This window comes from Actinoplanes sp. NPDC051411, from assembly GCF_040682075.1.
Lineage (GTDB): Bacteria > Actinomycetota > Actinomycetes > Mycobacteriales > Micromonosporaceae > Actinoplanes.
In genome coordinates, this window is sequence record NZ_JBFBAD010000004.1 from 1 (window position 1) to 24,852 (window position 24,852).

Here is a 24,852-nt window from a genome sequence, read left to right on the forward strand (position 1 = left end):
GCCCGCCCGGCCCAGCTAACCCGGCGGGCCCGCCCGGCCCAGCTAACCCGGCGGGCCCGCCCAGCCCAGCGGACCCGGCGGGCGCGCCCAGCCCAGCGGACCCGGCGGGCGCGCCCGGCCCAGCGGACCCGGCGGGCGCGCCGAGCGTGGCGGCCGGGTCGAGCGCCTCGTGCAGGAGTCGCCGCGCCTCTTCGCCGTCCGGGCGCTCGGCCGGGTCCTTCCTCAGCAGGGCTTCGAGGACCGGGGCGAGGACGCCGGCGTGCTCCGCCGCCGGGACCGGTTCGTCGCCGACCAGGGCGGCGAGCGTGGCCATCGGCGACGACTTCTTGTAGGGCGGGCGGCCTTCGACCGCCGCGTACAGGGTGGCGCCCAGCGACCAGAGGTCGGACTTGGGCCCGAAGGGCTCGTCGCGCACCCGCTCGGGGGCCAGGTAGGACGGTGAGCCGAGGAAGACGCCGGTGGTGGTCATCGCGGAGTCGCCGGCGATCGCGGCCAGCCCGAAGTCGGTCAGCACGGCGTGGCCGTCGTCGGTGATCAGGACGTTGGCCGGTTTGACGTCGCGGTGCAGAATGCCGGCCCGGTGGGCGGCCCCGAGCGCCGCGAGGACCTCGAGGCCGATGTGGGCGGCGCGGCGCGGGGCCATCGGACCCTCGTCGTTGACCACCTTGAGCAACGACCGTGACCGGACCAGCTCCATGATGATCCAGGGGATGCCGTTCGGGCTGATCACGTCGAAGATGCGAACGACGTTGGGGTGGTCGATCCGGGCGATGGCGCGGGCCTCACGGATCGCGCGTTCGCGCAGGTCGCCGAGGTCCGACGAGGACACGCCGTGGGGCGAGATCTCTTTGATCGCGACGGCGCGGTCGAGGAACTCGTCGCGCGCTTCCCAAACGCGCCCCATGCCGCCCTCGCCGAGAAGGTGAATCAATCGGTAACGCTCGGCGAGAATTCCCCGTGGCTGATCGGACACAAAGACACGGTACCTCGGCCGAAAATGGTCGAGAAATGGCGGTCTGTGGTTACTCGGCGGTCACTGAACATTTCGCCGGACAATTACCTGCGCCATTTCGAAATGGTGACTAACGGGAGCGGCGGGGCGTCGAGGTGTGACGGCTGCCGACGGCCGCGCGAGTGGCGTCGAGGGCGGCCAGGGTCTGGGCGTAGGTGCGCTGGGCCACGCCGACGAAGAGGCAGTCGACGACCGTCAGCTGAGCCAGGCGGCTGGCCGTGGCGCCGGAGCGGAAGGTGGTCTCGCGGGCGGCGGTGGTCAGCACGTGTTCGGCCGCGTGGGCGATCGGCGAGCGGGGAAAGTTGGTCAGGGCGACGGTGACCGCGCCGTGGGCACGCGCCTCGGTCAGCGCGTCGATGGTGTCGGTCGTCGTGCCGGTGTGCGAGACGCCGATCGCCACGTCGCCCGGGCGGAGCAGGGCCGCGCTGGTCAGGGCCACGTGGGTGTCGGGCCAGGCGAAGGCGACGCGGCCGATACGGTGGAGTTTCTGCTGGAAGTCGAGGGCCACGAAGGCGCTGGCGCCCACCCCGTAGAGGTCGACCCGCTGGGCCCGGACCAGCGCCTCGACCACCCGTCCGAGGACGACGACGTCGAGCTGGGTGCCGGTCTCCTCGACCGCGCGGGCGTCGGCGAAGACGATTTTCTCGACGACGTGGGCGAGGTCGTCGCCGGGCTGGATGTCGGTGTCGACGACGCGGCCGTTGCGGTCGGCGCCCTGGGCCCGCCCGGCCTCGGCGGCCAGCGCGAGCCGCAGCGGCGGATAGCCGGTGAAGCCGATCGCCTTGCAGAAGCGGATGACCGTCGCCTCGGAGACGCCCGAGGCGGCCGCCAGTTCGGTGACCGTGAGGGTCGCGGTGGCGCTGGCGTCGGCCAGCACCTGCTCGGCCACCTGCCGCATCGACGGCTGCAGGCTCGGCAGCAGCGCGCGAATGTGTACGACCGTCGACTCGGCGGCCGGCGGGGGCTCGGGAACAGCGCTGGAGCGTGCCATGGCAGTCAAACGTAGCCGAGCCGTCAGACCCGGCTGACCCGCCATCCGCTGAGCTGGACCCGGGCGGCGTCGGCCGGGCGCCGATCGTCGAACAGCGTGCCGTGCGGCCCGGTCACCCGGATGCCGTCGACGTAGACGCCACGGCCCTCATAGAGCGCGTCGGTGGTGTAGCGCCAGCGCAGATCGGTGGTGCCGCCGGGCACGACCGCGGTCTCGCGGAGCCAGGTGCGGCCTTCGAAGCCGGCGAACGAGGCGAGGGACTGCCAGGTGGCGCCGCCGTCCGAGGACGCCTCGAGGTAGGCGACATCCGAGGGCTCGGTGTCATACCAGAGATCGAAACAGAGCCGCGCTCCGGCGGCGGGCACGCTCACCGGTACGCCGAGGGTCGCGCTCGTGGCATCGACGGTGCCGGAGAAGTAGTCGGTCGGGCCGGACCTCGGGCGTACGGGAATCGCGAGCGCGAGATCGCGTGCCACCGCTCGCCGAGCGGGGTTGTTGCTGCCCCAGTTGCGGCTCGGGTGCACCCGGTTGGTCAGCAGGATGACGAACGAGTGCGAGAGCGGGTCGATGACGATGTCGGTGCCCGTGTAGCCGGTGTGACCGGCGGTGACCGGGGAGCTGAGCGCGTCCATGTAGAACGGCTGGTTCAGCTCGAAGCCGAGGCCGTGGGAGTCGCCGGGGAAGGCCTGGTTGTAGTCAGTGAACAGCAGGCGCGTGCTGGCCGGCGAGAGGATGCGCGCGTGGCCGTAGGAGCCGCCGTCGAGCAGCGTCTGGGCCAGGATCGCGAGGTCGTGCGCGGTCGAGAAGATGCCGGCGTGGCCGGAGACGCCGCCGACGCAGTACGCGTTCTCGTCGTGCACGGTGCCCCAGACGATCCCCCGGCCGGTCCAGGGCTGGTATTCCTCGGCCGCGATGCGGGGCTGAAGTGCGGCGGGCGGGTTGAACATGGTGTCGCGCAGGCCGAGCGGGCCGGTGACGCGCTGCCGCACGACCTGGTCGAGCGGCTGGCCGGTGACGGTCTCGATGACTTTGCCGAGCGTCATCATGTTCATGTCGCTGTAGAGGTAGACGGTGTCGGGCGCGGCGGCCGGCTTCACGGCGTACACGGCGGCCCAGCGCTCGTCGTTGGTGGCGTAGTCGCACAGGGACGGGCTCGGGTCGGCCGGCAGCCCCGAGGTGTGGGTGAGCAGGTTGCGGATCGTGATGCCGCCCTTGCCGTTGGCGGCGAACTGCGGGATGTACGCCGCGACCGGCGTGTCGAGTCCGAGGCGCCCCCGCTCGATGAGCTGCACGGCGGCGAGCGAGGTGAACAGCTTGGTCATCGAGGCGATGTCGAAGATGGTGTCGCGCCGCATCGGGATCCACTGGTCGGGCGGCAGCTCGGTCGGCTTGTCGTCGGCGTATTTCAGGGCGTAGCCGGTGGTGTCGTGGGCGACGATCACGCCGTTGTGGGCGGCGAGGGCCACCGCGCCGGGATATTCCGGATAGGTCGGCGACGGCTTCGTGTAGAGCGCGATGTCGTCGGCGATCCGGTCGACGTCCGACGGGACGAGGCCGGCCTGGGCCGCGCTGCCGTAGCGGAGCGCCTGCCCGGGCGTGAAATGGATCGCCGTGGCCGACCCGGGCGGGGCGGCCGGAGCCGGCGCGGGGCCCGTCAGGAGAGTCAACGCCGCGGCGGCCGCGGCCAGCGTCTGCATCATCGCTCGCCCCTATAGATCAGATATTTCGCCCGGAGGGCGCGGAAGGCGGCCAGCTCGCCCTGCCAGCCGGCCACGATCTCGTCGGTGCTCCGGCCCGCGTCGACGGCCTCACGCACCATCGACGAGCCGGTCAGATCGTCTATCCAGTTGTCCGGCCGCCATGCGAAATCGCGGGGATAGACCGCCTTCAGGGAGACGATCATGGCGATCGCGGTACGGATCGGGTCGAGGGCGCGGCGGTCGGTCACCATGACCTGCACCCCGCCGACGGTCTGACCGGTGAACTTCGAGAAGGTCGGCGTGAAGTAGTTCTCGCGGAAGACCACGCCGGGCAACCGCTGGGCGGTCAGGGCTTCGGCCCAGAGCCAGTTCCCGTACGGCGCACCGATCATCTCGAACGGCCGCGTGCTGCCTCGCCCCTCGGACGCCTGCGTGCCCTCGAACAGACACGTCCCGGGATAGAGGACCGCGGTGTCGACCGTCGGCATGTTGGGCGACGGCGGCACCCACGGCAGGCCGGTGTCCTCGTAGTACATGTCGCGGGACCAGCCGGCCAGCTCCACCACCGCGAGCGGAACCGGCCGGCCGGCCTCCCCCGGAACCCAGACCGCGTTGAACATCCGAGCCAGCTCCCCGACCGTCATCCCGTGCGACTGGGCAATCGGTTTGCGGCCGACGAAGGTGGAATATTCGGGGTGCAGCACCGGACCGGACGCCGACCGGCCGGAGATCGCGTTCGGCCGGTCGAGCACGACGAACCGCTTGCCGGCCAGCGCGGCGGCGACCATCGAGTCGTAAAGCGTCCAGATGTACGTGTAGAACCGCGCGCCCACGTCCTGGATGTCGAAGAGGATCGTGTCGACGCCCGACGCGGTGAAGACGTCGGCGAGGGCCCGGCCGCTCTTCTGATAGGTGTCGTAGACCGGCAGGCCGGTGCGCGGGTCGTCGTAGAAGCCCTCGGAGCCGCCGGCCTGAGCCGTGCCCCGGAAGCCGTGCTCGGGCCCGAACACCGCGACCAGGTCGACGGACGGGTCGCCGTGCATCACGTCGACCTCGTGTCGCAGGTCGGGCAGGATCCCGGTCGGATTGGTGATCACCCCGGCCCGCTGCCCCCGCAGCATCGCGTAGCGCGAGTCGATCAGCCGCTCGATGCCGGTGCGGACCGGTCGTCCCGGCGAGGAGCCGGGCCGTCCCGGCGAAGGCTCGGGGCTTCCCGGCGAGGGCACGAGCCGGATCGGCGAACCGGGCCCGGCTGCCGCGGCCGCCGCCGGCCCCGCGGCCACGGACGCGCCCGTCCCCAGGGCCAGCGCTCCCACCGCACCGGCGAGTAGCCCACGACGATCGACCGCCATGTCCGCTCCCTCCTCGGCTGCCCGATCCTCATGGCCCGCGATACGACACGCGGCCCGACTCGTTACGGCCCGCGATACGACACACGGCCCGACTCGTTACGGCCCGCGATACGACACACGGCCCGACTCGTTACGGCCCGCGACGCGACACGCGGCCCCGACCCGGCACGGCCCGGGATTCCGCCGCCCGGCGACGATGCACTGGCCCGGCGCAGAGCGGGGCGCGGCTGGGCGCCGGACAGCGCCCACCCGCGGGCCCCCGTTGCTCGCCGGGCGTACGCGAGAAGGCCGATGTAGACGCCTGGCCTGACACTTATTGACCGGCATTTAGATGAGTCCGAAGGTTACCTACCGCACCCGAGAGACGTCAATCACCTTCGATGTGTGGATCTAGGACAGTGGTAGATTCTTGACTCGATCGGAGCCAGGGTGGAAAGTTCCAATCGTGCCGCCTGAGACGAACCGAACCGCCGACACCTCGCCCTGGGTCATCGCCCCGACCGAGGAACGCAACCCCGACACGCTCGACATCGATCTCGTCGGCACGCTCGACATGCTCCGGATGATCAGCGACGAGGACGCCAAGGTGCCGGCCGCCGTGCGCGCGGTCCTCCCCGCCCTGGCCGTGGCGGTCGACCTCGCCACCGACGCGCTCAAGGGCGGCCACCAGGTCCACTACTTCGGCGCCGGCACGTCCGGCCGGGTCGCGGTGATGGACGCGGCCGAGCTGATCCCGACCTACAACATCGACCCGCTCTGGGTGGTCGCCCACCAGGCCGGCGGCCCCGAGGCGGTGCGACGCTCGGTCGAGAACGTCGAGGACCACGAGGCGAACGGGGCGGCCGAGGGCGGCGAACTCCGGGCGGGAGACGTCGCGGTCGGCCTCACGGCCAGCGGCCGGACGCCGTACGTCATGGGAGCTCTCGCCGCGGCGCGAGCGGCCGGAGCGCGTACGGTATTGATCTCCGCCCACCCGGGCGCGACCTTCGGCAGTGAGGTCGATGTGCACGTCGCCGTGGCGACCGGGCCGGAGGCCGTCGCCGGTTCCACCCGGATGAAGGCCGGCACCGCCCAGAAGATGCTGCTCAACGCGTTCTCGACCGCGCTCATGGTGCGGATGGGCCGCACCTATTCCAATCTGATGGTGGCGCTCGACCCGCGCAACGCGAAGCTGCGTGGCCGCGTCGTGCGGATCCTGGCCGAGGCGACCGGCCTCGACGCCCGGGTGTGCGCCGACGCCGCGGAACGGGCCGGCGGCGACTGCCGGATCGCACTGGTTTCCCTGCTCGCCGACGTGCCCGTCGGCACGGCGAAGCAGGCGTTGGAGGAAGCGGCGGGCGGGGTCCGGGAGGCACTGGCGATTGCCGGACTCGAAAGAGACTGACGCGAAAGGGGACGCCAGATGAATGCGCGCAACGGTCTCGCGGTTCTCGCGGTCGCGGCCATGATGGCCGGTACCGCCGCCTGCACCGCGACGGGATCCTCGAACGACAGCGGCGGCGACGTCACCCTGTCGCTCTGGTCATGGCGGCCCGAGGACGCCGCCGTCTACAAGCAGATCTTCGCCGAGTTCCACCAGTCGCACCCGCACATCACGGTCGACTTCAAGCCCTACAAGTCCACCGAATACAACACCATCCTCTCCACCGGGCTGACCCAGGCCGGCGGGCCGGATGTGGCTCAGCTCCGGTCGTACGGCGGGGTGCAGCCCTTGATCCAGGCCGGCGATCTCGCCCCGCTCGACGGGCAGGTGGCCGGACTGTCCAATTTCGAGACCTCGGCCCTGGACGGGGCGCGGGGGAAGAAGGACGGGAAGGTCTACGGCGTACCGCTGGAGATGTCGACGTTCCAGGTCTATTACAACAAGGCCATCTTCGCGAAGTACCAGCTGCAGCCGCCGACGACGTGGGACCAGATGATCGCGGCGGCCCAGAAGCTGGTCGCCGCCAAGGTGACGCCGTTCGCGGCCGCGGGCAAGGACACCTGGCTGCTGCCGCTCTACAAGGACACGTTCGCCGCGACCCGTTACGGCGGACCGGATTTCGAGAAGAAGGTGCTGGCCGGGCAGGCGAAGTTCACCGACCCGTCCTATGTGGCCTCGCTCGACGTGCTCAAGCAACTCCAGCCGTACTTCCCGAAGGACCAGATGGGCCTGGCCGAGACCGACGTGCAGACGCTGTTCGCGACCGGCAAGGCGGCGATGATTCCGGAGGGTTCGTTCGCGCTCGCCCCGATCAAGGCGATCAACCCGGACCTCGACCTGGGCGTGTTCAACGTTCCCCCGGCGCCCGGCGCGGTGGCGACCAAGCCGCTGCAGGTCGGCTGGGTCGACGCGTCCTACGGCCTGAACGCCAAGTCGGCGCACCAGAAGGAGGCGCTGGAACTGCTGCAGTGGATGACCACCACCGACTTCGGGAAGCTGGTCGCCGACAAGCTGAAACAGGTCTCGCTGGTCAAGGGCGTGCAGTCGAGCGACCCGCTGCTCGGGCAGATGGTCTCCGCCTACCGCGATGACCCGACGCCCTACCTGATGCTGGTCGACTTCCGCTACGGCACCCCGCTCGGCAGCGACCTCGAGGCGGCCGGCCTGCAGAAGCTGCTGCTCGGCCAGCAGAACGCGACCCAGGTCGCGACCGACATCCAGACCGGCATCTCGCAGTGGTTCAAGCCGTAATGCGCTGGCGCAAGGTCGTCTGGTTCCTTCTGCCCGCGTTCCTGCTCTACACGATCTTCATGGTCTATCCGCTGGTGTCGGCGCTGGCCGACAGCTTCTTCCGATGGGAGGGCACCGCCCGCCGCGACTTCGCCGGCACCGGCAACTTCTCCAGCCTGTTCAGCACGTTCCCGCTCAACCACCAGCTGTGGCCGGCGTTCTGGCACACCATGGTGTTCTTCGCCGGCACGATGGTCGTCCAGAACACCTTCGGCCTGCTCGTCGCCGTGCTGCTGTTCGAACTGCCGGTGGCCCGCCGATTCCTGCGGACGGTCTACACCGTTCCCTACCTGATCGGCGGGCTGGTCGTCGGCTACCTGTGGAGCCTGCTGCTGAGCCCGGCCTTCGGGCCCCTGAACGCCTTCCTCCACGGGGTCGGGCTCGACTCTCTGGCCCGGCCCTGGCTGGGCGATCCGGCGACCGCGCTGCCGGTGGTGATCCTGGTCAACGCCTGGCAGTACGTCGGCTTCCCGGTGCTGCTCTTCGGCGCGGCACTGGCCGGTCTGCCCCCGGAATACTCGGAGGCGGCCCGGGTCGACGGCGCCAACGCGTGGCACCGCTTCCGCAAGGTGACGCTGCCCCTGCTGCTGCCGTCGATCGGCGTCGTCTCGATCCTCACGTTCATCGGCTCGATGAACACGTTCGAGCTCGTCTATTCGCTCGAAGGCGCCCAGGGCAACCAGCCCACCGGCCCCGGCGGCGCCACCGACGTGCTCGGGCTCATCTTCTACCGGGTCGCCTTCCAGGAGGGCGGGGTCAACGCGATCGGCCAGTCGTCGGCCCTCGCCGTACTGCTGTTCCTGTTCACGTTCGGCATCGCGGTCATCGCCAACCGGATCGTCCGCCGGCGCGAGGCGGCCCTGTCGTGAGAACCCGGGTGGTGCGGCTGGGCGGCTACCTCCTGCTCTGGGCGTACGCGGCGGCCGCGCTGATCCCGCTCGCCATCATGCTGCTGGACTCGCTGCGCCCGAATCGTGAAGTGCTGTCCCACCCGCTGGCCCTGCCGTCCACACTCGACTTCTCCAGCTATTCGACCGCGTGGACGCAGGCGTCGTTCGGTACCTACGCCCAGAACTCGGCCCTGGTGACGATCGGCGCGGTGGCCCTCGATGTGGTTGTCTCGCTGCCCGCCGCGTACGTCCTCGGCCGTTATCAATTCCGCGGAAGCGGAACCCTCATCGCCTTTTTCCTGGCCGGCCTGATGCTCCCGGTCCGCCTCGGCATCGTGCCCATCTTCTACCTTCTCGGCAGCCTCGGCCTGACCGACTCCCGGCTCGGCCTGATCCTGATCTATGCCGCGAGCGGAATCCCGTTCTCCATCTTCATCATGTCGGCCTTCTTCCGCACCCTCCCCCGCGAACTGGAGGAGGCCGCCCGCATCGACGGCGCGGGCGACTTCCGCATCTTCGCCCGGGTGATGGTCCCCCTGGTCAAGCCGGCGATCGCGACGGTGGTCGTATTCCGGTTCGTTCCCTTGTGGAACGACTTCTTCTTCCCGCTGGTCCTGCTGCGAACGACCGACCGCTACACGCTGCCGGTCGGCCTGACCCAGTTCTTCGGCGAATTCCAGACCAACTGGTCGGCCCTGTTCGCGGGCCTGGTCATCGCCACGGTCCCGCTGATCGTCCTGTTCCTGATCGCGACCAAACAGATCGTCCAGGGCCTGACCGCCGGCATGGGCCGCTAGCGTCGTTATTCGTCGGGGTTCTCCAGCTGGAAGAAGTTGCTGCGCTCGCCACCGCTGCGCCGCTCCTGATAAATGAAGTTCAGCCGCCGCTTGTCGAACGCCTCGAACCACTCCGCCCAGCTCACCTCGACGAGCCGGTCGCCGGAGGAGTAGCCGGGAAAATCGAACCGCAGGACGCCGAGGTGGCCGTCATGCTGGGTGCCGGCAACCGTGGAGGGCACCGCCCGGCGGCTCTGCGCCCACTTCCGGATGACCTCGTGATCGGTGGTGACCAGGCTGCGCCCGTCCCGTTCCGGCCGGTCGGCGGTCGACCGGATCTCCTGCGAATAATCGACGGACGGCGAGGTGTGCTTTCCCGTTCGCTTACCGCCCGACTTCTTCGCGACCTCGTTCTTGATAAACCTCTCGACCAGCTCCGCCTTCTTCATGTCAGCCGTGCCCTTGACGCCACGCCGGGCCAGCCGGGTTCGCAACTCGGACGCCTTCATCCGGGCAATCTTGCTCTCGCTGACCTCAGGAGTATTCGGGGTGTCGTTACGACTGGTCGGATTCTTCCGGCCGCCCTTGGCCGACCGCACTTCCGCCTTGATCAGCTTCTTGACCAGTTCCGGTTTCTTGAGCTCCTCGGTGCCCTTGACCCCGCGTTTGGTCAACTCCCGGCGCAGATCGCCCACCTTCATCCGGGCGATCTTGCTCTCACTGACCTCGGGGGTGTTCGGAGTGTCGTTCCGGCTCGTCTGCTTCTTGGCCGTCCTGGTGGCAGCCACGCCTTTCACCTCGCACTTCATCGACTCGTTCCAATCACCCCCTGCTACCCGCTTCCGGCCCGCCGACACATCTCGATCGGGTCCCTTGTTCGTGTCCCAGGGGACAGGTCCTCATCGGTTCTGGGCGCGTGACCAGTAGGGAGGACGCAGAACCGCGGAGGCGTTGCTCGGGATCCCGGCTGGCTGCGGCTTCCCCCGGCATCGGCCACACCGGTCGACCGGCAACAGCAGCTCGTTCCGGCCGGCGAGGCGGCCATGCCGAGCGCTGATGTATCGACGCCGCTATCGGAATGGACAACGAGCCCATCAGCCGGTCCGCGGCGCCCAAGCGCCTCGGACAGGGCGGCCCGACCAGGTCGGTCGCGAAGTCGTCGACAACGGCCCGACCCATCCCCGAGCGCGACGCCAGGTCGACGACGGTGGCGAGCCTTCCCACCCGTCGATATGGGTGATGCCGCCACGGCGATGAACGGATATTACGGGTCTCCATCGCGGAGAGGGCCGTCGCCCGCTTCAGGAGGTCAACGTGCTGAAGCGGGCGATTCTCCCGGCCGCAACCGGGCAAGCGCCGCCCACTCATCCGAGGGCAGCCGACATCGCGGGTGCCCGCATCCGACTCGGCCTGCTTGACCCATTTCCGAACCGCGATCTTGGTCAGGTCGAATCCTGGCCACCTGCCTGAGGATGCGGTCACCACGAGCCCTGGACATCCTCCCGGGGCCATCTCGGATGTCCGTCAAAGCGTCTAGGGCATCCGTTCGGCCAGGGCGGCCCGCGCCGGTGCCGCCTGGAACGGGTCGGCGAAGTACTGCGTCTCGTGCGCCACCCGCTCATGGGCGAACTCCATGATGCTCACCGAGTGGGTGGGCGCGCCGTCGTACGTAATGACGCACTCGCTCACCCAGAGGTCGCCGCCGCCGGTGATGCGCCGGACGGTGAAGTGCCGGTCGGCCGGGTGGCCGCCGCGCTGGGCCGCGATCGTCGCCCGGCCCCGGAAGCGTTCGCCGGACTGGGGGTAGTCGAGGATCGCTTCGTCGGCGTAGATGGCGTGCTCGGTCTCGATGTCGCCGCTCTCCGAGGCCTGCCAGTGCTGCTCGATGGCCGCCCGGGTGCGCTCGTCCCGCTCCGTCATGACCCCATTGTGACCTCGGCCGGCGGCGCCGGCGGTCCCGGCCGCCAGGCGTACGCTCCGAGGCCGCCCAGCAGCAGCGCCGCCGCGGTGATCGACGCGGTGCGGTTTCCGGCCGGCTGGAGGAGCCAGAACAGGACGCCGTTGCCGGCCGGGTCGCCGAAGATGACCTGGACGGCGGTCCACCCGATCGGCGGCGCCCACGCGATGCGGGTGCCGAGCAGGGCCGCGGACAGGCCGATCAGCCCGGTCAGCTCCGCGCTGTCCCGGATGACTTCGCCGGTCGGCCCGAACCACGCCCCCGTCCCGCGGGTGACCGCCAGCGCGGCAGCGGCGCCGAAGCCGCACGACCAACCGGCGGCCGCCGGTATCGCCCGGCGAACGCGATTCAGGCGCTGCGCTGCTGGATCCTGGCGAGGGTGAGGACCTCACCGCGGATGCCCCACCCGCCGTCCACGACCTCGTCGATGAGGACCATCGTTCTGTCGCGCACAGCCTCGCCGAAGGTATCAGCGTAAAGATCAGTGACCTTGGCGATGAGCGTTTCCTTCTGCGCCGGGGTAAGGGTGCCGGCTGGCACCTTCAGGTTGGCGAAGGGCATGACGTGCTCCTTGCTGGATGGTTGTCCAGGTCAGCGATTGCTGCCTGTCGCGGACTACGCCGCCGCCGGCGGGCGGCATCTGACCAGGCCGCGTGTCACTGCCCGGCGGGCCGGTACGGACATCCGATGGCAACGGGGCGAACCAGGGAGTGGGCTCCGCCTCGAATTCGCAACGGCAGTATGACGGTGGCCGACAGGTACACCCGATCGGCGGCGAGTTCACTGAGCCGCATGTTGTGCACCTGGTAGATGCCGGCCTGGGTCAGGTTGTGGTGGTGAGCGAAGAACGGCAGATCGGCGGGAGCGTCGGCCGGTGGGCTGCCGGTGCCCTGGAGGTAGCCGTCGGCCACCGCGTCGATGAACGGAACGTCCAGGCCGACGCACACGATCTTTTTGGTGTCGATGTACTCCGCGGCATCCCGGGACAGGCCCGGTCCGTGGCTGTAGTACTCGGTCCTGGACGGATCGGGGTTGTCGGCCGACCACTTCCCCTCCCAGCCGGTGTAGATGTACAAGGCGTCGCCCGGGAGCAGGTCGCGTACTCGCTGGTTCGCCAGCATCGCCTCGATATCGGCGGCTTTGACCTGCTCGCCGGCGGTCATGGCCCGGCCCTCGAGCACGGTGGCGTCGAGCAGGACGGCGCTGGTCACGATCGGGGGCGCCTGGTCGATGCCGAGATGTCGCAGCGGCGCGTCGTCGGTAGGTTTCACCTCGGCCTGGGTCAGACCGCCGTAGTACCTCACCACGCCGTCCGGGTCGAGGTGACCGAAGTGTCCGAGCGCATCAATCTCCGTACCCTGGCTGCCGAGCGGGCCGGAGAAGACCTCGCCGTTGGCGCGGTGCGCGGAGACCGCCTGGGTCGGTTGATAGGTCACCGACACGGGTGCGGAAAACGGATTGAGCGGCATGCGGTCGGAATACTCCTGCGACAGATCGTAGAACGGCCGCAGTTTGCCGTCCCGGTCCAGTTCTGCCGCAGCCCGCGCGATCGTGGCAAAGCCTTGCGTGCTGCCGTTTCCGATGACAGTGGAGGCTGTAGCGTCAATTCCCATCGTTTCTCCTTTCGGTGGGCTCATCCGGCGCCGATGTCGGACGGAGGCGAAACCGACACCCCCGGCCCCGATCGCGAAGCCTCAGACCACGTCGGCGCGGATGGCATCGACGGCCGGTCCGAGAACGTCCCGGCACCACGTCCGGAAGTCGGTGGCCGCGGGCTCGGCGTGCGTCCAGTCGGCGTCGTAGATGCCGTGCTCCTGTGCGGTGTTCATCTCGATCCGGTCCTTGACCGCCTGGTCGCTCGCCCCCTGCGAGCGCAGCATCGACGCGAAGTCGTCCGGGGTCATGCGGCGGTAGGCGACCGGACGTCCGATCTCCTGACTGATCACCTCGGCCATGCCGTCCGGGGTCAGCCGGTCGGGCCCGAACAGCGGGAGATTTTCCTGCCCGGTCCAGGACCGATCGGTGAGCAGGTCGGCAGCCCGGCCGGCGATGTCACGCGTCGCGATCGATGCGAGCGGAAGATGGCCGGCACACGTCAGGTAGAACACGCCCTGCCCGCGGATCACATCGAGTTGTCGGAGCAGGTTCTCCATGTAGAACGGCATCGACAACGCCCGGTAGGCCGCGCCCGACCGCGCGAGCTCGGCGTCCATGGCGAAGGCCGCGGAGAGGATGCCGGCCGGGGCCGGCCAGCCGTGCCCGGCGCTGGAGACGCCGACGACATGGCCGACCTCATGGCGGGTGACAGCGGCGGCGCCGGCCCGGGCGAAGGTCAGGTAGTGCTCGGCGGCGCTTGACGCGTGGGGGTTCGGCGGTACCAGCCAGAAGACCGCATCGGCCCCGGGTAGCGCCTGGTCGAGCACGGCCGAATCGTCGTGGGAGCCTTCGACGGTCTCGACCTGTTCGCGGACGGCGCGGTCCAGGCGCGAAGCGTCACGGACGATCACCCGGACCGCGCTGCCGTGGTCGAGCAGTCGTCGAACAACCTGGCTGCCGATCTGTCCGGTCGGCGTGGTGACCACGATCATGAGAATGCCTCCTAAGATGAAGCTGAACTCCGGTTCCGGAATCTAGCGTCGATCTTATTCGAATGTCAACTACGATGGAGCGGCCATGACCGCTTCTGAACGCTCGCTGCGCGCCGATGCCCGGCGCAACCGCGAATCCGTCCTCGATGCCGCCAGCGAACTGTTCGCCCAGCGGGGCGACGCCGTGCAGATGGACGAGATCGCCGAGCGTGCCGGCCTGGGCGTGGGCACCCTCTATCGACACTTCGCCGACAAGCAGGCTCTACTCGCGGCCATCATCGGGCGCAGGTTCGAGACCATGACCGCCCTGGCCCGCTCCGCCGAAGAGGTCGAGGACCCCTGGGCGGCCTTCGAGACGCTCCTGTTCGGCTATCTGGAATCCGCGCAGACCGACGCCGCGTTCCGCTTCGCGATGCTCGGCCCCGAAGAACCGAACTGGGACGACATAGCCGCCCTGAAGACAGAGTTCTCCACGATCACCGAAGGCATCGTCCGACGCGCCATCAGCACCGGCCGCCTCCGTAACGACTTTCTCAACGGTGACTTCGCCCTCATCACCCGTGGTGCCATGGCGAACATGACCGGTACCGGCGATTGGCGCAGGTACGTGACCCTCGTACTCGACGGCATCCGCGACGCGGACGCTGACCTCTAGGCGCGTACGAACCTCACCTCAACGGGCGGTCCGGTCCGGCGAAGTCGCCCGTCAGAGTCCCGGGCCCAGGCCGGCCCGGTAGGCGAGGATCGCGGCGCGGACGCGGTTGCGGGCGTCCAGCTTGGTGAGGATCGAGCTGACGTGGGCCTTCACCGTTCCCTCGACGAGGTGGAGGGTGCGGCCGATCTCGGCGTTCGAGTGGCCGGCCGCGAGCAGGGCCAGCACGTCGCGTTCCCGGTCGGTGAGGGCGGCGACCGACTCCCGGGCGCGGGCGGCCAGCGAGCGGGCCGGGTCGCGGTAGTCGTCGATGACCCGGCGGGCGATCGCCGGCGAGAGGTAGGCCGCGCCGCCGGCCGCCGCGTGCACGGCGGTGATCAGTTCGCGTGGGTCGGACGCCTTGAGCAGGAAGCCGGAGACGCCGCTGCCCAGGGCCCGGCTGATGTTCTCGTCCTGGCCGAACGTGGTGAGCATGACGACGGCCGTCGCGGGCGCCACCGCCCCGATCTCCTCCGCCGCGCGCAGCCCGTCGAGCACCGGCATCCGGATGTCGAGCAGGGCGACGTCGGGACGGTGGGCGCGCACCATCTCGACCGCCGCGTGGCCGTCCGCCGCCTCGGCGACCACCTCGATGGCCCGGTCGGTGGCCAGGATCGCCCGGACGCCGGCCCGGATCATCGCCTCGTCGTCGGCGAGCAGCACCCGGACCATCAGGCGCGCTCGAACCGGTTCTTGGCCACCAGCGTCCCGCCGGCGAAGCAGAGCCGGTAGACCCGTGGCGCGGTGTCGGTCAGCGAGGATCCGGCGTGGTAGTAGGAGCAGCGGGATCCGGCGGGCGGAGACGATTCGGCGATGAGCCGGATCGGGCCCTGGGCCTGGTGCGGCGGCAGCACGGATCGCACCTGCTGCTCGGCTTCCCCGAGGCGCAGTGCCCGGTAGCGGTCGACGGACAGGCCGGTGCGGGTGGCGGTCAGGGCCTGCGCCAGCACCAGCGCGGCGAACAGGGCGGCCACGACGGCGAGCGGGAGCGCGGCGGTCAGGGCGAGGTGCCGCCGCGCGATCCGCCGGCTGGCGGTGACGTCGAAGTCGCCCGGCGGCCGGGGCGGGCCGCTGAGCGGCAGAAGGGCGGTGACCTTCCAGCCGCCTTCGGAGGGGCCGGCGGTGAACGACCCGCCGACGAGACGGACCCGCTCGTCGAGGCCGATCAGCCCCTGCCCGCCGGCGCCGCCGACCGGACCCGCCGACCCGGGCGCCTCATTGACGATCTCGATGCGGGTGTCCCGGTCACGGTGGTCGACGGTCACGGTCACCCGCGCTCCGGGGGCATGTCGCGCCGCGTTGGTCAGCGCTTCCCGTACGACCCGGTGCGCGGCCTGAGAGGTCAGCGGTGACCAGTCGGGGACGCGGCCGGTGTGCTCCAGGCGTACGGGAAAGCCGGCCTCCGCCGCCCGCCGCACCAGTTCCGCGAAGCCAGACCGGCCCCGGCGACCACGGCGAACACCCCGACCGCCGCCGCCAGCGAGGCGAGCTTGCGGCCGGCGACGTAGGCGAGCGCGGCGGCGGGCAGGAGAACCCAGCTCGCGTGGACCGGAAGCAGAGCCGATCCGGCCGCCACGACCAGCAGGAACAGCCACATGGACCCACCCTACAAATCGGGGCCGGCCCGGCACCCCCGACGAAAGTAAGGGTGGGGCCCTGGCGATGGACCGATGCCCCGCAACCGGTCGCGCTCCTAGCGTCACCGGCATGATCACGGCACATGCGCTGAGCAAGCGGTACGGCGAACGGACGGCGGTCGACGACCTGTCGTTCGAGGCGGCCCCGGGCATGGTCACCGGCTTCCTCGGCCCGAACGGGGCCGGCAAGTCGACGACCATGCGACTGATGCTCGACCTCGACCACGGCGGCGGGGAGACGCGGTTCGGCGGGCGCCGGTTCGGCACCATCCGGCACCCGATGTGGGAGATCGGGGCGGTGCTCGAGGCGCGGGCCTTCCACCCGACCCGTACGGCCCGCAACCATCTGCGCATGCTCGCGGCGGGCAGCGGCATCCCGTACGCCCGGGCCGACGAGGTGCTGGACTTCGTCGGGCTGGCCGAGGTCGCGGGCGGTCGGCCGCGGGGCTTCTCGCTCGGCATGGCCCAGCGGCTCGGCCTGGCCCAGGCGCTGCTCGGCGATCCGGGCACGCTGATCCTCGACGAGCCGGCCAACGGGCTCGATCCGCACGGCATCCACTGGTTGCGGGACACCCTGCGGTCGTTGGCGGCGGAGGGCCGTACGGTATTCGTTTCAAGCCATCTGCTCTCCGAGATGGAGTTGATGGCCGACCGTCTGGTCGTCATCGGCCGTGGCCGACTGATCTATGCCGGCGACGTCGCCGGGTTCGTCCGCGAGTTCACCCGCTCGACCGTCATCGTCCGCAGCCCCGGCGCCGCGAAACTGGCCGGCCTGATCGCCGGGTCCGAACTGGGCGACGACGACTCGCTCCGGATCACCGACCGCGCCGCGGCCGAGGTCGGCGAGATCGCCTTCCGGGCCGGCATCCCGCTGCACGAGCTGACCACCGTGACGGCGTCGCTGGAGGCGGCGTTCATGACCGCGACCGGCGGCGCCGAGGAGTTCGTGGGGGTCCCGGCATGAGCGACGCGCTGCGCTTCGAATGGGTGCGGCTGCGCACCATCCGCTCCACCTGGTGGCTGATCGCCTCGGGCCTGCTGCTCAATCTCGCGGCCGCCGCCGTGCTCGCGGGGGCGACCCGGCACGCGGGCGCCGACCCCCGCATCGTCGCCGACGTCGTGACGGCGGGCGGGGCGTCCTTCCCCGTCCCGCTCCTGGCCGTCTTCCTGGCCGCGATCGGCATCTTCGCGACCGGCCACGAATACCGTTACAACACCATCCAGCCGACCCTGACCGCGATCCCCCAGCGGGCCCGGCTGCTGACCGCGAAGGTCATCGTGGTCGGCATCACGGCCGTCATAGTCACGCTGGTCTCGATGGTGCTGAACACCGCGGCCGGGATGATCTGGTGGGACGGTCTGCCCGGCCTGACCACCGGACCGCTGGGCCAGGTGCTCGCCGGCTACGTGCTGCTCGGCCTGCTCTGGTCGGTGGTCGGAACCGCGCTCGGCCAGCTCTTCCGCAGCGTTCCGGCGCCGCTCGTCACCATCCTGGCCGTCCCCCTGATCGTCGAACAGCTGGTCCTGCGTCTCTCCTTCGCCCCCTCGCTGCACTGGCTGACCCCGGCGGTGAAATTCCTGCCGTTCACCGCCGGCCAGCAGCTGGTCAGCTGGGCCGGCGAGGCCTCCGGCGGCAGCGAAACCGAGATGCACATGCTCGCCCGCTGGCCCTCGGCGGCGATATTCGTCATCTTCACCGCGGCGGTCCTGTCGGCCGCGCTGACACTGTTCCGGAGGCGGGACGCGTGAGTTGAGGTGGCCTGGGCTCGGAGGCGCGACGCTCACCGCAGCCGCCCCATCGTCAGGCGGCGACCGGCAGTTCCGGCTCGGAGGGAGCAGCGGCGGGCTCGGCCGCGACGGCCGAGGAGCCCTCGACGTCCACCTGGGGCAACAGGCGGTCGAGCCAGGACGGCAGCCACCAGGCCGCGCGTCCGAGCAGTGACAACACCGCCGGCACGATCGTCATCCGGACGAGGAAGGCGTCGACCGCCACTCCGAACGCGAGCGCGAAACCGAGCGACTTGATGATCGAGTCGTCGGCCAGGATGAAGCCGGCGAAGACGCTGATCATGATGAGGGCGGCCGCGGTCACCACGCGCGCGCCGTGGCGCAGGCCGGTCACGACCGCCTCGTCGGGGGCGGCGCCGGCGACGTACTCCTCGCGGGTGCGGGTGACCAGGAAGACCTCGTAGTCCATGGCCAGGCCGAAGAGGATGCCGATGAGGAAGATCGGCATGATGCTGACGATCGGGCCGGTCGCCTCGACGCCGAGCAGCCCGGCCAGGTGGCCGTCCTGGAAGACGGCGACCAGCGCGCCGAACGCCGCCACCACCGACAGCAGGAAGCCGAGCGTCGCCTTGAGCGGCACCAGCACGCTGCGGAACACCAGCATGAGCAGCAGGAACGCCAGTCCGACCACGATCGCCAGGTACGGGATCAGCGCGTGGGCCATCTTGTCCGACACGTCGATGTTGACCGCGGTGGTGCCGGTGACCGCGAAGTCGCGGTGCGCGGGCAGCGCGCGAATGGTCGCCACCAGGTCCTTGGTCGCCGGCGACGTCGAGCCGCTGCCCGGGATGACGGTCAGCAGTGCGGTGTCACCGGCCGGGTTGACCACCGGCGCGGTGACGACCACGACGTCGGGCAGCGCGGCGATCGCGGAACGGGCCACGGAGGCGGCGGCCGAGGCGCCGCCGGGCTCGGCCGACACCACGATCAGGAGGGGACCGTTGAAGCCCGCTCCGAAGCCGGCGGACAGCTGGTCGTAGGCCTTGCGCTGGGTGCTCGACGGCGCCGCGGTGCTGTCGTCCGGCAGCGCCAGGTGCAGGTGCAGCGCGGGCACCGCCGCGGCCAGGATCAGCCCGAGCGGGATCAGCACGGCCACGACCCGGTTCTTCAGGACGAGCCGCGCCCACCGCTCGCCGAAGCCGGCCGCGGTCGTGGACGGCGCGGCGGAGAGACGACGGGCCCGCCGCGGCAGCACCTTGCGGCCGGCGAAGCCGAGCAGCGCCGGAATCAGCGTCAACGTGATGAGCACGGCCATCAGGACCGTGCCGGCCGCGGCGAGGCCCATCGCGGTCAGGAACGGAATCCCGGTCACCGACAGCGCGACCAGCGCGATGATCACGGTCAGGCCGGCGAAGACGACCGCCGATCCGGCGGTCGCGGCGGCGCGTCCGGCCGCGACCTCCCCGGGGTGGCCCCGCAGCAGCTCGTGGCGGAAGCGCGACACCACGAACAGCGCGTAGTCGATGCCGACCGCCAGGCCCAGCATGGTCGCCAGCGCCGACGTCGACGCGCTGAGGTCGAAGAACCCGGTCGCGATCTGGATGCCCGTCATCCCGGCCACGACCCCGAGGATCGCGGTCAGCAGCGGCAGCCCGGCCGCGACCAGCGCACCGAACGTGATCATCAGAACCACGGCGGCGACCACGATGCCGATGCCCTCGGTCGCGCCGGCGCCGTCTCCGGCCTGGGTGGCGGACCCGCCGAACTCCACCTCGAGGCCGGCGCTCCGCACCGAACGACCGGCCGAGAACAGCGCGGCCCGGGCGACATCGGTGACGTCGCCGTCGGCGACGCTATAGCTGATCGACGCGTACGCCGTGTGCCCGTCCCGCGAGATCGTCTTCGCCGAGAAGGGATCGCCCACGCTCGCCACCTGCGGCGCCCGGCGGAGAGTGGCGACCGCATTCTCGATCGCCGCCCGCTGGGAAGCGCCCGTCACCTGAGCGGAGCCGGGCGCGGTGAAGACGACCGTGGCGCTCGCGTTGTCCGCGCCGACGCCCATCTTGTCCTTGAGCACGGCCAGCGCCCGCGTCGACTCGGTGCCGGGGATGTTGAACGCGTTCGTGGTCGGCCCGGACAGGGTCGCCGCGCCGACGCCGAGCAGCCCGAGCACCGCCACGACCATCAGCAGCACCCGCCACCGGCGGCGGTACGAGAACTGGCCCAGGCGGTAGAGCAACGATGCCACGAAACGATCCTCCGAGCGCACGGGTCGAGCAGGGTCGACTCCACTCTTCGGCAAGATCACCCCGCCGTTGAGCCCGGACCCGCCGCTCAGAAACCGGATGCCGACGCGCTGACCCCGCCGATTCGTTGACCAAAGTGAAGAAGTCCACGCGCAGGCAACTTTTCGCCCTCCTCGGCCCATCAACACGGGTGAAGATCAAACCGAGGTGAGGACGGGCGCGTGCGAAGAATCCGGGTGGTCGCGGCGGCGGCGACGGTCCTGACGGTCCTCGCCGGCTGCTCGGGCGGGACGGGCTCACCGCGTACGGAATCGAAGGCCGCGGCAGGCGCCGCGCCGGAAGTCTCCCCGCCGGCCGCGACCGCGCCCACGATCAGCGCGCGGGATGCCGCCCTGGCGGCATTGCCGGAAGCGTTGCGCAAGCGGGTCCCCAAGTTCGGGCCGCCGCCCGCGCCGACCAAGGTGACGCTCCCCGGCGGCGGGAGCGCGGGCTGGTTCAGCAGCATCCCGACCGACCAGAAGATCGCCTTCATCACGATCGACGACGGCTGGTCGAAGGACCCGATGGCGCTGAAGCTGTTCCAGGCCGCGAACGTGCCGATCACGCTGTTCCTCGAGGTCAACGCGATCAAGGACGACCCGGGCTACTTCAAGCCGCTGCGGGACCAGGCCGGCGCGATCATCGAGGACCACACCATCAGCCACCCCGATCTCAAGGGCCGCTCCTACGACTTCCAGAAGAAGGAGATCTGCGGGGGCGCCGACAAGTTGGAGAAGTACTACGGGAAGCGGCCGACGCTGTTCCGCCCACCGGGTGGCACGCACGACGCGACCACGCTCAAGGTGGTGCACGACTGCGGGATGAAGGCGGCGTTCTACTGGCACGAGACGACCGACCACGGCGTCGTCTTCTACCAGAGCGTGCACAGGGTCAAGCCGGGCGACATCATCCTCATGCACTTCCGCCCGCGGTTCGTCGACGACTTCCTGGCCGTGCTCAACGCGATCCACAAGGCGGGCCTGACACCGGCCCGGCTCGAGGACTACATCCCCTAGATCACCGGGGGTTGCCGGCAGGCGCCGTGCCGACGGTGCGGGGGCTTACGCGCGGGTCCGGCTCAGCAGCGTCTGGGTGCGGGAGACGAGTTCGCGCGGGCTGAACGGCTTGGTCACGTAGTCGTCGGCGCCGGCACTGAACCCGCCCTCGACGTCCTGCTCCTGCACCCGGGCGGTGAGCATGATGATCAGAATGCCGGCCGTGGCCGGGTCGGCGCGCAGTGTCCGGCAGACGTCGATGCCGGAGAGCCCGGGCATCGACACGTCGAGCACGGCCAGCGTCGGTTTGCGGGCCTGGGCCTGTTCGAGCGCGGCGTGGCCGTCCTCGACCGGGATAACCTCGAAACCGGCCTGTTCCAGCTTGAAGGCCACCAGGTCGCGGATGTCGGCGTCGTCGTCGGCGACCAGGACCACCGTCACGGTATTCCCCCCGGTTGGTTGGCCGATCTTTAATCTGCCATTTCGCACCATATCCGGTTGGTCCGCGTTGTGACGTCCGCTCGCGAAAGCCGACCGCCCGCCGTCCGCAACCCACCCGCAACCCACCTGCAGCACTGTTGCAGCCCGGCTCCGGTCTCCTGTTGGCAACCGACCAAGTAGACCGCCCGGCCGGAGGAATTCGATGATCGCGTTCGACCAGCACCTGCGCAGCGAGGCGCTCTTCGTTTCTGACCTGCAGCGTTCCCAGCAGCCCACCCCGGAGTCGATCCGCCAGGCCGTCCTCGACACGGTCGGGCGCCTCGGCGAGGCCGGCTGCGCCGAACTGGTCGCCCAGGAGTTCGGCGAGCACCCCGACTGCGCGCTCGGCCGCATGCAGTGGGCGCGTACGGCGGTGCGGCTGGCGTTCGCCGCCTGACCGGCCGTATGCTCCCGGCATGCGCGCGCATTCGAACATGATGTGGTGGCCCGCCTGACCGGCGGCCACATCTCCCGCGCGTAACCAACCACGCGGCCGCCTCACCGAGGCGGCCGTTTTTTCGTGGCCTCACCTCGGCGGCGCCCCTTTTTCCAGGAAGAGGACCCCCGATGCAACCGTTCGCCCTGCTCCACCGCGACGGCGCCGACCACGTCGAGGTGCTGACCGGAGACGTCATCACCGTTCCCACGCTCGCCGAGATCCCGCTCGAACCCGGCCGGCCCACGCTCGCGCTCATCCCCTACCGGCAGATCACCGAACGCGGCTTCGCCTGCGTCGACGACGAGGCGCCGCTCGAGTGCCTGCGGATCTCATCGCGCACTCTTCAACCGCTCGCCGATTTCCCGGCTGCCCCGCTCACCGTCACCGGCGGCTCCTTCGACCTGACCGACGACGAGTACGGACGAATCGTCGACCGGGTGCTGCGCGACGAGATCGGCCACGGCGAGGGCGCCAACTTCGTGATCCACCGGGTCTACGAGGCCCGCGTCGGCGGCGACCCGGTGGCCGCCGCCCGGGCCGCCTTCGGCCGGTTGCTGACTGCGGAGACCGGGACATATTGGACGTTTCTGGTCTGCACCGGCACCCGGATCCTCGTCGGCGCCACCCCGGAACGCCACGTCAGCGTCGCCGACGGCATCGTCATGATGAACCCGATCAGCGGCACCTTCCGCAACGGCTCCGGCTCACTGATCGACTTCCTCCGCGACCCCAAAGAGACCGAAGAGCTCTACATGGTGCTCGACGAGGAACTCAAAATGATGGCCAAGGTCGCCGAACACGGCGGCCAGGTCGCCGGACCCTACCTCAAACAGATGGCCCACCTCACCCACACCGAATACCTGCTGGCCGGCAAGGGCTCGCTCGACGTACGCGACGTGCTGCGGGAGACCATGTTCGCCCCGACGGTCACCGGCAGCCCGATCGAGAACGCCTGCCGGGTCATCGCCCGCCACGAACGCCGCGGCCGCGGCTACTACGCCGGGGTCCTCGCGCTCCTCGACCACGACGCGGCCGGGCGGCAGACACTGGACGCGCCGATCCTCATCCGGACCGCCGAAATCTCGCCCGCCGGCCTCCTGCGGGTGCCGGTCGGCGCGACGCTGGTGCGACACTCGACCGCGGCCGGCGAGGTCGCCGAAACCCACACCAAGGCGGCCGGGATCCTGGGCGCGCTGGGCGCGTCGGCGCCGGCGCCGATTTCCGTACGCCCGGAAGGCGAGTCCCCGGAGGTCCGCGCGGCACTGGCCGCCCGCAACGAGGACCTGTCCCGCTTCTGGCTCGACTCGCGCACACCGGACGCCCTGGTGCTGCCGTCCCTGGCGAACCGCAGCGCCCTGATCGTCGACGGCGAGGACACGTTCACCGCGATGCTCGCCCACGTGCTGAAGGCGCTGGGCCTGACCGTGACCGTCTCACCCTGGTCGTCATTGTTGACACCGTCGCAGTTCGACCTGGTCGTCGTCGGCCCGGGACCGGGCGACCCCTCAGACCTGTCCGACCCGAAAATGGCGGCGATGCGAACCCTCACGCGAGCATTGCTCGACGCGGGGCGGCCGCTGCTGGGCGTGTGCCTCGGCCACGAAATACTCGGCGTACTGCTGGGGTTGCCGCTCGCCCGCCGAGAGTCCCCCTACCAGGGCCTCGCCCGAGAAGTCGACCTGTTCGGCACCCGCCGCCGGGTCGGCTTCTACTCCAGCTTCGCCGCGACCGCCCACTCACCGTCGCTGAACAGCCCCTACGGCCCGGTCTCGATCGCCCGCGACACGGCCGACGGCACGGTGCACGCGCTGCGAGGCCCGTCCTTCGCCGGCGTCCAGTTCCACCCGGAGTCGGTTTTGAGCCGCGACGGCGTCGCCGTCCTCGCCGACCTGCTCCCACCCCTGCTGTCCGAATCCCCACGGCCGGATGTGGTTAGCCCGGCCACGAACGGGTAGCGAAAGAACGTCGGTGGTCCAAGGGGATCGAGAGCCTCCGCTTGGGCCACCGGCCCTCAACTTTGTCCGGCGACCGCTCCGTCGTCGCCGAGGTCGGCCGCCGGCACGTCGGCGAAGAGGGCCGGCGGCCCGCGACGGACCCGTGGCGGGCGGCTCCGAGGGCCGGCCCTGCGGCTGGCCGAGGCTTCAGCGGCTCGCGGGCGGGTTCTCTTCGGCGCGATCCGTGCTGTTACCCCGGCTGGTCGCGCGCCAGGAGTTTCCGCACCGCATCGTCGGCTCCGACCGGCTCATTCGGCTCGGGCTTGAGGCGCTTCTGGCCGGGGCTGACTCACCTCGCTCGCGGTGCTGGCCGGGCTGAGGAAACAGAGGCCGCCGAGCTCGTCGAGCGGGTCACCCGAGAGTGGGGCGTCGCCCCGGAGACCGGGCCGCCGCCCGCGATTGGGCGCTTAAGCGGGTGCCGCGCCGGTGAACTCATCATCCAGCCGTTTGCTTACGGTGGCGACGAGGACGGCCGCGGCCGTCATCCACGAGGACACCCTCACTTCGTGGGCGGTCCGCCGCTGATCCCGCCCAGCCGACCCCGTGTCCGGCCACCCAACCGGCCGATGCCCGGTGCCACCCAACCAGCCCCCTGCGCAGTCGCCGACCCGACCCCGTCTGCCC

The 24,852-nt window shown here is 70.4% G+C and carries 24 protein-coding genes; 10 read left to right on the forward strand and 14 right to left on the reverse strand.

Going from position 1 to position 24,852, the window contains the following annotated elements:
- The 4 genes from AB0M88_RS02950 to AB0M88_RS02965 form a co-directional block, all read right to left on the reverse strand.
- Positions 1-973: serine/threonine-protein kinase (locus AB0M88_RS02950; protein ID WP_364094467.1), on the reverse strand; the 973-nt coding region annotated here is incomplete at its 3' end.
- 109 nt (positions 974-1,082) lie between these two features.
- A complete protein-coding gene (locus AB0M88_RS02955; protein ID WP_364094470.1) occupies positions 1,083-2,003 on the reverse strand; it encodes a MurR/RpiR family transcriptional regulator in 921 nt (306 codons plus the stop codon).
- 23 nt (positions 2,004-2,026) lie between these two features.
- The gene (locus AB0M88_RS02960; protein WP_364094471.1) at positions 2,027-3,703 is read right to left on the reverse strand and encodes a serine hydrolase; all 1,677 of its coding nucleotides are present in this window, start codon (positions 3,701-3,703) and stop codon (positions 2,027-2,029) included.
- Positions 3,700-5,055 carry a DUF1343 domain-containing protein gene (locus tag AB0M88_RS02965; protein WP_364094474.1) on the reverse strand — a complete coding sequence of 452 codons (1,356 nt, stop codon included), beginning with the start codon at positions 5,053-5,055 and terminating at the stop codon, positions 3,700-3,702. The genes AB0M88_RS02960 and AB0M88_RS02965 overlap by 4 nt, the downstream gene beginning before the upstream one ends.
- A gap of 445 nt (positions 5,056-5,500) precedes the next feature.
- On the opposite strand from AB0M88_RS02965, the gene AB0M88_RS02970 reads away from it, so the two are divergent.
- From AB0M88_RS02970 to AB0M88_RS02985, 4 genes are read left to right on the forward strand one after another with little or no spacing between them, the layout of a single operon-like run.
- Positions 5,501-6,439, forward strand: coding sequence for an N-acetylmuramic acid 6-phosphate etherase (locus AB0M88_RS02970; RefSeq protein ID WP_364094476.1), 939 nt, complete (start codon positions 5,501-5,503; stop codon positions 6,437-6,439).
- A gap of 18 nt (positions 6,440-6,457) precedes the next feature.
- Positions 6,458-7,729, forward strand: a complete 1,272-nt coding sequence (locus AB0M88_RS02975) for an extracellular solute-binding protein (RefSeq protein WP_364094478.1) — start codon at positions 6,458-6,460, stop codon at positions 7,727-7,729.
- Positions 7,714-8,637, forward strand: a complete 924-nt coding sequence (locus AB0M88_RS02980) for a sugar ABC transporter permease (protein ID WP_364094479.1) — start codon at positions 7,714-7,716, stop codon at positions 8,635-8,637. Before AB0M88_RS02975 ends, AB0M88_RS02980 begins: the two co-directional genes overlap by 16 nt.
- Positions 8,634-9,455, forward strand: a complete 822-nt coding sequence (locus AB0M88_RS02985) for a carbohydrate ABC transporter permease (RefSeq protein WP_364094482.1) — start codon at positions 8,634-8,636, stop codon at positions 9,453-9,455. The genes AB0M88_RS02980 and AB0M88_RS02985 overlap by 4 nt, the downstream gene beginning before the upstream one ends.
- A 5-nt stretch (positions 9,456-9,460) precedes the next feature.
- Here the strand turns inward: AB0M88_RS02985 and AB0M88_RS02990 are convergent, their stop codons facing one another.
- From AB0M88_RS02990 to AB0M88_RS03010, 5 genes are all read right to left on the reverse strand, one after another.
- On the reverse strand, positions 9,461-10,222 hold the full coding sequence (locus AB0M88_RS02990) for a hypothetical protein (protein ID WP_364094484.1): 762 nt from the start codon (positions 10,220-10,222) through the stop codon (positions 9,461-9,463).
- Positions 10,223-10,967: 745 nt separating this feature from the next.
- Positions 10,968-11,354, reverse strand: a complete 387-nt coding sequence (locus AB0M88_RS02995) for a nuclear transport factor 2 family protein (protein WP_364094487.1) — start codon at positions 11,352-11,354, stop codon at positions 10,968-10,970.
- Positions 11,355-11,739: 385 nt separating this feature from the next.
- Positions 11,740-11,952, reverse strand: coding sequence for a 4-oxalocrotonate tautomerase family protein (locus tag AB0M88_RS03000; protein ID WP_364094490.1), 213 nt, complete (start codon positions 11,950-11,952; stop codon positions 11,740-11,742).
- A 95-nt stretch (positions 11,953-12,047) separates the two neighbouring features.
- A complete protein-coding gene (locus AB0M88_RS03005; protein ID WP_364094493.1) occupies positions 12,048-13,004 on the reverse strand; it encodes a cyclase family protein in 957 nt (318 codons plus the stop codon).
- An 81-nt stretch (positions 13,005-13,085) separates the two neighbouring features.
- Entirely contained in the window at positions 13,086-13,979 is an 894-nt protein-coding gene (locus AB0M88_RS03010; RefSeq protein ID WP_364094494.1) for an NAD(P)H-binding protein, read from the reverse strand.
- A gap of 85 nt (positions 13,980-14,064) precedes the next feature.
- Here AB0M88_RS03010 and AB0M88_RS03015 point away from each other — a divergent pair, with 85 nt between their 5' ends.
- Positions 14,065-14,634 (forward strand): helix-turn-helix domain-containing protein, encoded by a 570-nt coding sequence (locus tag AB0M88_RS03015; protein WP_364094497.1) that lies wholly within the window; start codon positions 14,065-14,067, stop codon positions 14,632-14,634.
- Between the two features lie 51 nt (positions 14,635-14,685).
- On the opposite strand, the gene AB0M88_RS03020 is transcribed toward AB0M88_RS03015, so the two are convergent.
- From AB0M88_RS03020 to AB0M88_RS03030, 3 genes are read right to left on the reverse strand one after another with little or no spacing between them, the layout of a single operon-like run.
- Complete coding sequence (locus tag AB0M88_RS03020) at positions 14,686-15,342, reverse strand: response regulator transcription factor (protein WP_364094498.1); 657 nt, start codon at positions 15,340-15,342, stop codon at positions 14,686-14,688.
- The gene (locus AB0M88_RS03025) at positions 15,342-16,088 is read right to left on the reverse strand and encodes an ATP-binding protein (RefSeq protein ID WP_364094501.1); all 747 of its coding nucleotides are present in this window, start codon (positions 16,086-16,088) and stop codon (positions 15,342-15,344) included. Before AB0M88_RS03025 ends, AB0M88_RS03020 begins: the two co-directional genes overlap by 1 nt.
- Positions 16,013-16,267: a hypothetical protein gene (locus tag AB0M88_RS03030; protein WP_364094502.1), complete on the reverse strand. Its 255-nt coding sequence runs from the start codon at positions 16,265-16,267 to the stop codon at positions 16,013-16,015. The genes AB0M88_RS03025 and AB0M88_RS03030 overlap by 76 nt, the downstream gene beginning before the upstream one ends.
- Before the next feature lie 110 nt (positions 16,268-16,377).
- Between AB0M88_RS03030 and AB0M88_RS03035 the strand changes: the two genes are divergently transcribed.
- Both AB0M88_RS03035 and AB0M88_RS03040 read left to right on the forward strand, forming a co-directional pair.
- On the forward strand, positions 16,378-17,271 hold the full coding sequence (locus AB0M88_RS03035; protein WP_364094505.1) for an ATP-binding cassette domain-containing protein: 894 nt from the start codon (positions 16,378-16,380) through the stop codon (positions 17,269-17,271).
- Positions 17,268-18,056, forward strand: coding sequence for an ABC transporter permease (locus AB0M88_RS03040; protein WP_364094507.1), 789 nt, complete (start codon positions 17,268-17,270; stop codon positions 18,054-18,056). Before AB0M88_RS03035 ends, AB0M88_RS03040 begins: the two co-directional genes overlap by 4 nt.
- Before the next feature lie 52 nt (positions 18,057-18,108).
- Here the strand turns inward: AB0M88_RS03040 and AB0M88_RS03045 are convergent, their stop codons facing one another.
- Positions 18,109-20,283: an MMPL family transporter gene (locus AB0M88_RS03045; protein ID WP_364094509.1), complete on the reverse strand. Its 2,175-nt coding sequence runs from the start codon at positions 20,281-20,283 to the stop codon at positions 18,109-18,111.
- Between the two features lie 219 nt (positions 20,284-20,502).
- On the opposite strand from AB0M88_RS03045, the gene AB0M88_RS03050 reads away from it, so the two are divergent.
- Positions 20,503-21,336, forward strand: a complete 834-nt coding sequence (locus tag AB0M88_RS03050) for a polysaccharide deacetylase family protein (RefSeq protein WP_364094512.1) — start codon at positions 20,503-20,505, stop codon at positions 21,334-21,336.
- A 45-nt stretch (positions 21,337-21,381) separates the two neighbouring features.
- On the opposite strand, the gene AB0M88_RS03055 is transcribed toward AB0M88_RS03050, so the two are convergent.
- Positions 21,382-21,756, reverse strand: coding sequence for a response regulator (locus AB0M88_RS03055; protein WP_364094515.1), 375 nt, complete (start codon positions 21,754-21,756; stop codon positions 21,382-21,384).
- Positions 21,757-21,958: 202 nt separating this feature from the next.
- Here AB0M88_RS03055 and AB0M88_RS03060 point away from each other — a divergent pair, with 202 nt between their 5' ends.
- Both AB0M88_RS03060 and AB0M88_RS03065 read left to right on the forward strand, forming a co-directional pair.
- A complete protein-coding gene (locus AB0M88_RS03060) occupies positions 21,959-22,192 on the forward strand; it encodes a hypothetical protein (RefSeq protein WP_364094518.1) in 234 nt (77 codons plus the stop codon).
- A gap of 170 nt (positions 22,193-22,362) precedes the next feature.
- A complete protein-coding gene (locus tag AB0M88_RS03065; protein WP_364094520.1) occupies positions 22,363-24,189 on the forward strand; it encodes an anthranilate synthase family protein in 1,827 nt (608 codons plus the stop codon).
- Positions 24,190-24,852: the final 663 nt, after the last annotated feature.

Coding starts and splice junctions, on each gene's coding strand:
- AB0M88_RS02955 (WP_364094470.1), bottom strand. CDS start 2,003: ATGGCACGCTCCAGCGCTGTTCCCGAGCCCCCGCCGGCCGCCGAGTCG.
- AB0M88_RS02960 (WP_364094471.1), bottom strand. CDS start 3,703: ATGATGCAGACGCTGGCCGCGGCCGCCGCGGCGTTGACTCTCCTGACG.
- AB0M88_RS02965 (WP_364094474.1), bottom strand. CDS start 5,055: ATGGCGGTCGATCGTCGTGGGCTACTCGCCGGTGCGGTGGGAGCGCTG.
- AB0M88_RS02975 (WP_364094478.1), top strand. CDS start 6,458: ATGAATGCGCGCAACGGTCTCGCGGTTCTCGCGGTCGCGGCCATGATG.
- AB0M88_RS02995 (WP_364094487.1), bottom strand. CDS start 11,354: ATGACGGAGCGGGACGAGCGCACCCGGGCGGCCATCGAGCAGCACTGG.
- AB0M88_RS03000 (WP_364094490.1), bottom strand. CDS start 11,952: ATGCCCTTCGCCAACCTGAAGGTGCCAGCCGGCACCCTTACCCCGGCG.
- AB0M88_RS03005 (WP_364094493.1), bottom strand. CDS start 13,004: ATGGGAATTGACGCTACAGCCTCCACTGTCATCGGAAACGGCAGCACG.
- AB0M88_RS03010 (WP_364094494.1), bottom strand. CDS start 13,979: ATGATCGTGGTCACCACGCCGACCGGACAGATCGGCAGCCAGGTTGTT.
- AB0M88_RS03015 (WP_364094497.1), top strand. CDS start 14,065: ATGACCGCTTCTGAACGCTCGCTGCGCGCCGATGCCCGGCGCAACCGC.
- AB0M88_RS03020 (WP_364094498.1), bottom strand. CDS start 15,342: ATGGTCCGGGTGCTGCTCGCCGACGACGAGGCGATGATCCGGGCCGGC.
- AB0M88_RS03030 (WP_364094502.1), bottom strand. CDS start 16,267: ATGTGGCTGTTCCTGCTGGTCGTGGCGGCCGGATCGGCTCTGCTTCCG.
- AB0M88_RS03035 (WP_364094505.1), top strand. CDS start 16,378: ATGATCACGGCACATGCGCTGAGCAAGCGGTACGGCGAACGGACGGCG.
- AB0M88_RS03040 (WP_364094507.1), top strand. CDS start 17,268: ATGAGCGACGCGCTGCGCTTCGAATGGGTGCGGCTGCGCACCATCCGC.
- AB0M88_RS03060 (WP_364094518.1), top strand. CDS start 21,959: ATGATCGCGTTCGACCAGCACCTGCGCAGCGAGGCGCTCTTCGTTTCT.
- AB0M88_RS03065 (WP_364094520.1), top strand. CDS start 22,363: ATGCAACCGTTCGCCCTGCTCCACCGCGACGGCGCCGACCACGTCGAG.